The following is a 7,096-nucleotide window of genomic DNA, read 5'->3' as shown; positions in this document are numbered from 1 at the left end:
GGCCGCCCGCCCCCCGGGGGGGGCGGGGCGGGGGGGGGGGGGCCCCGGCGGGGGGGCGGCCCCCCCCCCCCCCCGGGGGGGGGCGGGGGGGCCCCCCCCCCCCCCGGGGGGGGCGCGCGCCTCTACAGCAGGGCCACAGGCCCTCTACCACCCAGTCGCGTTATCTCTTACAATTCGCCTACGTTTATCAGGCTAAGCCCGCGTTTCGACGCGGCTTTTTTTTTGTTACCCTTCGGGCCATCAGCGGCCCGAATCCATTGGAGACATCCCATGGCGCTGGAGCGCACCCTTTCGATCATCAAGCCGGACGCCGTTGCCAAGAACGTCATCGGCGAAATCTACGCCCGCTTCGAGAAGGCCGGCCTGAAGGTCGTGGCCGCCAAGTACAAGCAGCTGTCGCGTCGTGAAGCCGAAGGCTTCTACGCCGTGCACCGCGAGCGTCCGTTCTTCAACGCGCTGGTCGAGTTCATGATCTCCGGCCCGGTGATGATCCAGGCCCTGGAAGGCGAGAACGCCGTCCTGGCCCACCGCGACCTGCTGGGCGCCACCAACCCGAAGGAAGCCGCTGCGGGCACCATCCGCGCCGACTTCGCCGAATCCATCGATGCCAATGCCGCCCACGGCTCGGACTCGGTCGAGAATGCCGCGATTGAAATCGCGTACTTCTTCGCCGCCACCGAAGTCGTCTCGCGCTGAGAGTAATGCCGTGAACGAGGTCGTACAGTCCCCCGCCATCCAGCCGCTGCCGAAGTCGGCACCCACGGCTGGCAAGCAGAACCTGCTCGACCTCGATCGCGCGGGCCTGGAGAAGTTCTTCGTCGAGGTTCTCGGCGAGAAGAAGTTCCGTGCCCATCAGGTGATGAAGTGGATCCACCATCGCTACGTCACCGATTTCGATGAAATGACCGACCTCGGCAAGGTCCTGCGCGCCAAGCTGCAGGCCCATGCCGAGGTGCTGGTTCCGAACATCGTGTTCGACAAGCCCTCCGCCGACGGCACCCACAAGTGGCTGCTGGCGATGGGGGTTGATGGCAAGAACGCCATCGAGACCGTGTACATCCCCGACAAGACCCGCGGCACGCTGTGCGTGTCCTCGCAGGTCGGCTGCGGCCTGAACTGCACGTTCTGCTCCACCGCCACCCAGGGCTTCAACCGCAATCTGACCACCGCCGAGATCATCGGCCAGGTGTGGGTTGCCGCACGCCATCTGGGCAACGTGCCGCACCAGATGCGCCGCCTCACCAACGTGGTGATGATGGGCATGGGCGAGCCGCTGATGAATTTCGACAACGTCGTGCGCGCCATGAGCGTGATGCGCGACGACCTGGGCTACGGCTTGGCCAACAAGCGCGTGACCCTGTCGACCTCCGGCCTGGTGCCGCAGATCGACCGCCTGTCCACCGAAAGCGACGTGTCGCTGGCGGTGTCGCTGCACGCGCCGAACGATGCGCTGCGCGAGACGCTGGTGCCGCTCAACAAGAAGTACCCGATCGCCGAGCTGATGGCCTCGTGCGCGCGCTACCTGCGCGCCAACAAGCGCCGCGAATCGGTCACCTTCGAATACACCCTGATGAAGGGCATCAACGACAAGCCCGAGCATGCCCGCGAGCTGGCCCGCCTGATGCGCCAGTTCGACAACGCGGTGCAGGCCAAGGATTCGGGCAAGGTCAACCTGATCCCGTTCAACCCGTTCCCGGGCACCCGCTACGAGCGTTCTGAAGAAGCGCACATCCGCGCCTTCCAGAAGATCCTGCTCGACAGCAACGTGCTGACGATGGTCCGCCGCACCCGTGGCGACGACATCGACGCCGCCTGTGGCCAGCTCAAGGGCCAGGTGATGGACCGCACCCGCCGCCAGGCGGAATTCAACAAGACGTTGCAGGCAGGGAAGGGGAGCGATGCGGCCGCGTGACCGGCTCTGGCCAGTCCTGATTGCAGGGGTGCTGGCCGTTTTGGCCAGTAGCTGCAGCAAGACCACCAAGTCGCACCTCCCCGAGGAATACACCCGCAGTGGTGATATTGCCCCGGAACGCCACGTGCGCGATGCGCCGGGCGTCCGCGACGAATTCCGTTACCAGGACCAGCTCGCGCTGGCAGCCCGCGACATGCAGGTGGGCAACCTGGACGAGGCCGAGCGCAAGGTGCGCCAGGCCATCAAGCTCAGGCCCAGGGGCGTGGACGGGGTGATGCTGATGGCCGGCATCGACGACCGTCGCGGCCGCACGCAGCAGGCAGGCGAGGGTTTCCGCCGCGCCGCCGAACTGGCGCCGCAGCGCGTTGACGTCCTCAACAATTACGGTGCCTGGCTGTGCCAGCACGGCAACGCCGCCGAATCGCTGGTGTGGTTCGACCGTGCGCTGCAGCTGCCAGGCAGCGCTTCGGCAGGCGGCATGCTGGCCAATGCCGGCAGCTGTGCGCTGGATGCGGGGCAGGTGGAACGCGCCGAGCGCGACCTGCGTGCCGCCCTGGTCATGGTGCCGGCCAACCCGGTCGCACTCGAGGCGATGGCGCAGCTCAACGTCCGTCGTGGCCGGTTCTTCGAGGCGCGCGCCTTCGCCGAACGTAGGATTGCGGCTGCACCGGCCACACGTTCCGTGTTACAACTTGCGTCTGAAATCGAGGCGCGACTGGGCGATCAGGCGGCATCCGATCGTTATCTGCAGCGGATTCGACAGGAATTTCCGCAGGACGCGGGCTCCTAATCTCCAGGGTTGATGCATTGTGATTGATGACCAGACTGTGAGCGCTCTCGATACTGCGGCCGGCTGCGGCACCCGCCTGCGCCAGGCCCGCGAGGCGGCCGGAATGACCCTCGAGGATGTCGGCCAGCGCCTGCGCATGCCGGTCCAGGTGGTCAGGTCGCTAGAAGAAGAGCAGTGGCAGAAGCTCGGCGCCCCGGTATTCGTCCGTGGCCAGCTGCGCAGCTATGCGCGCCTGCTGAACGTGGATATCAGCCAGCTGCTGGAACAGGCCCAGGTCGGCCCGGTGGTCCCGCCCACCCTGGTCAGCCATACCCATACCCCGCGTGCCCGTCGCATCGCCGAGAACCTCGGCCGACGCGTGCTGTATGTCGGCATCACCGCGGTGCTGGCAGTGCCGGTGTGGTTCGCCACCCGTGGCCACTTCGACAACACCCCGGCGACCCCGAACACGGCATCGCTGGACGTGGTGCCGGCCGCCGTGCCGGTGGCCCCGTCCTCGGTCGGCAACGAACCGGCGGCCGCCAGTGCCGAGCCGGCGGTTGCCGCCGCCAGACCGGCAGCCACCCCCTACGTGGCCTCGCTGGCCCCGGTGCCGCGACCGGCCCCGGCCGCCCCGGCCACCGCCAACCTGGACATGCAGTTCAGTGGCGACAGCTGGGTCGATATCGCAGGCCCCGATGGCGGCTCGGTCGAGAAGGCGCTGATCAAGGCCGGCGAGACCCGCAGCTTCACCCCCGGCCAGGTGAGCCGCGTGACCTTGGGCAACGCCTCGGCGGTCCAGGTTCAGCAGAACGGCGCTATCGTCGATCTGACCCCCTACCAGCGAGCCAACGTGGCCCGCTTTCAGGTATCCTCTGAAGGCTCCGTTGTCCCGGTTTCACACTGAGACGCGGTTTCACCACCTTCGATAATCCCAATGGTCCCTCCCTACGGGCGGGGCGAGAGTACGCATGGCGATCGACGATCTGCTCGACGAGCACGAACAAAGTGAACGTGTCCGCAGCTGGCTGCGGAAGAATGGCGCCAGCATCCTCGGTGGCGTAGCGATCGCCATCGGCGCCATTGCCGGCTGGCAGTGGTACCAGACCAACCAGGGCGGCAAACTGGCCTCGGCCAATGTCGAGTACCAGAAGGCGCTGGTTGGCCTGCAGGGCAACAAGCTGGATGACGCGGCAAAGGCGGTCAAGGCGCTGGAGGCTGGCCCGAACAGCATCTATGGCGATCTGGCGGCCCTGCAGCTGGCCAAGGCCCAGGTCGACGCCGGCAAGAACGAAGACGCACTGGCCACCCTGCGCGCCGTGAAGGTCGAAGGCGACCTGCAGCGCGTGGTCGACCAGCGCGTGGCCCGCCTGCTGGTGGCCACCGGCAAGAGCGACGAAGCGATCAAGCTGCTTGGCAGCGCCACCGACAGCGGCAGCCTGGAAATCCAGGGCGATGCGCTGCTGGCGCAGGGCAAGCGTGACGCGGCCCGTGAGCAGTATGAGAAGGCGCTTAAGACGCTGGACGTGGCAGCACCGCAGCGGCGTGTGCTGGAAACCAAGGTTATGGACGCTGGCGGCACCGTCGCCGCCCCTGCGGAGTCGGTTTGATGAGTCAGAAGGTCATGATTACGCGCGTCGCCTCCGTCCTGCTGCTGGGCATGGCACTGACCGGCTGCAGCACCATGAAGGGCTGGTTCGCCGGTAAGGATGCCGCCGCCAAGAAGGCGCAGGAGCCGGCCGAACTGGTCAAGTTCGAGCCGACCCTGAAGGTCAACAAGGCCTGGTCGGTCAACCTGGGCAAGGGCGAGCGCCGCATCGGCGTGCGCCAGGGCCCGGCCGTGGCCAACGGCCATGTGTTCGCTGCGGCGATCACTGGTGGCGTGCACGCCATCGACCTGCAGACCGGCAAGAAGGTCTGGACCTGGGAGCCGCAGAAGGAAAAGAAGAAGGCCAAGCTGCGCCTGTCCGGCGGCCCGGGTGTCGGCGAGAACCTGGTGGTCATCGGTACCCTCGATGGCCAGGTGATCGCGCTGGACATCAACGATGGCAGCGAGAAGTGGCGCGCCCGCGTCCCGGGCGAAGTGATCTCGGCCCCGGCCGTGTCGCAGGGCCTGGTGTTCGTGCGCAGCAATGATGGCCGCGTCACCGCGTTCGAAGCTTCCAACGGCACCCAGAAGTGGTTCAACCCCAGCGAGCTGCCGGCGCTGACCGTGCGTGGCAACGCGCCGGTGGTCACCGGTCCGGGCGTGCTGTTCATTGGCAAGGATGACGGCGCTGTCGCCGCCCTGGCCATGCAGGACGGCCGCACACTGTGGGACCAGACCGTGGGCAGCCCCGAAGGCCGTACCGAGCTGGACCGCATGGCCGATGTCGACGGCGCTCCGGTGCTGGAAGGCAATACGCTGTTCGTGAGCAGCTTCAAGAACCAGACCATGGCCATCGAAGGCCCGACCGGTCGCCCGCTGTGGGCGCGCGACCACGGCGGTGCCGGCGGCGTGGCGGTGTCTTCGGGCAATGTGTTCGTGACCGACCCCAAGGGCGGCGTGTTCGGTCTGGACAAGGCCAGCGGCACCGCGATGTGGTCGCAGACCGGCTTGGCGCGTCGATCGCTGACCGGTCCTGCGCTGCAGGGTGATTATGTGGTGGTCGGTGACTACAAGGGATACCTGCATTGGCTGCAGGCCTCCGACGGCGCGATGGCGGCGCGGGCCAAGAGCGGCGGTGACGCCCTGCTGGCCCAGCCGATCGTCGTCGATGGGGTGCTGCTGGTGCAGAATGTTGATGGCAAGCTGACCGCATTCCGGTTGGCAAATTAATACGGAGTAATCGCGATGCTGCCTTTGGTCGCCCTGGTTGGACGGCCGAATGTCGGCAAGTCGACCATATTCAATGCACTCACCCGTACACGTGACGCCCTGGTCCATGACCAGCCCGGCGTCACCCGGGACCGCAACTATGGCGTCTGCCGGCTTGACGAGGACAACCATTTCCTCGTCGTCGATACCGGCGGCATCGCAGAGGAAGAAGAAGGCCTGGCCGGCGCTACCACGCGCCAGGCCCGCGCTGCCGCTGGCGAAGCTGACCTGATCCTGTTCGTCGTCGATGCCCGCGAGGGCACCTCGGCGATGGACGACGAGATCCTGGCCTGGCTGCGCAAGCTGTCGCGCCCGACGCTGCTGCTGATCAACAAGATCGACGGCACCGACGAGGACACCGTCCGCTCGGAGTTCGCCCGTTACGGCTTCAGCGAAATGCTGACCGTGTCGGCCGCCCATCGCCAGGGTCTGGATGACCTGATGGACGAAGTGATCCAGCGCCTGCCTGAAGAAGGCAGCGGCGAAGAGCTGGACAACGACCCGAACCGCATCCGCATCGCCTTCGTCGGCCGCCCCAACGTGGGCAAGTCGACGCTCGTCAACCGCATCCTCGGCGAAGAGCGCATGATCGCCTCGGACGTGCCGGGCACCACGCGTGACTCGATCGCCGTGGACCTGGAGCGTGACGGTCGCGAATACCGCCTGATCGATACCGCCGGCCTGCGCCGCCGTTCGCGCGTGGACGAGGTTGTCGAGAAGTTCTCGGTGGTCAAGACCATGCAGTCCATCGAGCAGTGCCAGGTGGCCGTGCTGATGCTGGACGCCACCGAAGGCGTGACCGACCAGGACGCCACCGTGCTGGGTGCGGTGCTGGACGCCGGCCGTGCGTTGGTCATCGCCATCAACAAGTGGGATGGCCTGACCGAGTACCAGCGCGAGCAGGCGGAAACGATGCTGTCGCTGCGCCTGGGCTTCGTGCCGTGGGCCGAGTCGGTGCGCATTTCGGCCAAGCATGGTTCGGGCCTGCGCGAGCTGTTCCGTGCGGTGCACCGCGCGCACGAATCGGCGAACAAGACCTTCACCACCAGCGAAGTGAACAAGGCGCTGGAGATGGCTTACGAGACCAACCCGCCGCCGACCATCCGCGGCCACGTTTCCAAGCTGCGTTACGTGCACCCGGCCGGCGCCAACCCGCCGACCTTCATCGTGCACGGTACGCGCCTGAAGGAACTGCAGGAATCGTACAAGCGCTACCTGGAGAACTTCTTCCGCAAGCGCTTCAAGCTGATCGGCACGCCGGTGAGCTTCATCTTCCGCGAGGGTACCAACCCGTACGAGGGCAAGAAGAACGTCCTCACCGAGCGGCAGGTCAAGGCCAAGCGGCGCTTGATGAAGCACGTCAAGGGCAAGTGATCCACGAGAAGGCGGCCGCAGGGCCGCCTTTTTCGTTGGGACGCATGCGGGTTCGGGCGCGGTGCTGCTGGGTTTTTGATTCGGTAGCGCCGGGCCAAGACCGGGGCGCCCCCCGGCGCGCGGGGATGCGCCGGGGCTGGGCCGGGCGGACCGGCGGCTCCGGGGCCAATAAGGGGAGAATAGG

General features: G+C 66.8%; 7 protein-coding genes. All 7 read left to right on the top strand.

Annotated elements, in window-relative coordinates; genetic code table 11:
* Positions 1–270: 270 nt before the first annotated feature.
* Positions 271–696, top strand: a complete 426-nt coding sequence (gene ndk, locus AC1VXD_RS19460; protein ID WP_008265389.1) for a nucleoside-diphosphate kinase — start codon at positions 271–273, stop codon at positions 694–696.
* Between the two features lie 10 nt (positions 697–706).
* Entirely contained in the window at positions 707–1,912 is a 1,206-nt protein-coding gene (rlmN, locus tag AC1VXD_RS19455) for a dual-specificity RNA methyltransferase RlmN (RefSeq protein WP_079221620.1), read from the top strand.
* A 28-nt stretch (positions 1,913–1,940) separates the two neighbouring features.
* The gene (locus tag AC1VXD_RS19450; protein WP_482993428.1) at positions 1,941–2,702 is read left to right on the top strand and encodes a type IV pilus biogenesis/stability protein PilW; all 762 of its coding nucleotides are present in this window, start codon (positions 1,941–1,943) and stop codon (positions 2,700–2,702) included.
* Positions 2,703–2,721: 19 nt separating this feature from the next.
* Positions 2,722–3,588, top strand: coding sequence for a helix-turn-helix domain-containing protein (locus AC1VXD_RS19445; RefSeq protein ID WP_482993427.1), 867 nt, complete (start codon positions 2,722–2,724; stop codon positions 3,586–3,588).
* Positions 3,589–3,652: 64 nt separating this feature from the next.
* A complete protein-coding gene (locus AC1VXD_RS19440; protein ID WP_482993426.1) occupies positions 3,653–4,291 on the top strand; it encodes a YfgM family protein in 639 nt (212 codons plus the stop codon).
* A complete protein-coding gene (gene bamB, locus AC1VXD_RS19435; protein ID WP_116865295.1) occupies positions 4,291–5,499 on the top strand; it encodes an outer membrane protein assembly factor BamB in 1,209 nt (402 codons plus the stop codon). Before AC1VXD_RS19440 ends, bamB begins: the two co-directional genes overlap by 1 nt.
* Before the next feature lie 15 nt (positions 5,500–5,514).
* On the top strand, positions 5,515–6,912 hold the full coding sequence (gene der, locus AC1VXD_RS19430) for a ribosome biogenesis GTPase Der (RefSeq protein WP_482993425.1): 1,398 nt from the start codon (positions 5,515–5,517) through the stop codon (positions 6,910–6,912).
* Positions 6,913–7,096 lie beyond the last annotated feature (184 nt).

This window comes from Stenotrophomonas sp. STEN054, assembly GCF_056854535.1.
This window is presented reverse-complemented; position numbering and strand designations above follow the sequence as displayed.

Coding starts and splice junctions, on each gene's coding strand:
- ndk (WP_008265389.1), top strand. CDS start 271: ATGGCGCTGGAGCGCACCCTTTCGATCATCAAGCCGGACGCCGTTGCC.
- AC1VXD_RS19440 (WP_482993426.1), top strand. CDS start 3,653: ATGGCGATCGACGATCTGCTCGACGAGCACGAACAAAGTGAACGTGTC.
- bamB (WP_116865295.1), top strand. CDS start 4,291: ATGAGTCAGAAGGTCATGATTACGCGCGTCGCCTCCGTCCTGCTGCTG.
- der (WP_482993425.1), top strand. CDS start 5,515: ATGCTGCCTTTGGTCGCCCTGGTTGGACGGCCGAATGTCGGCAAGTCG.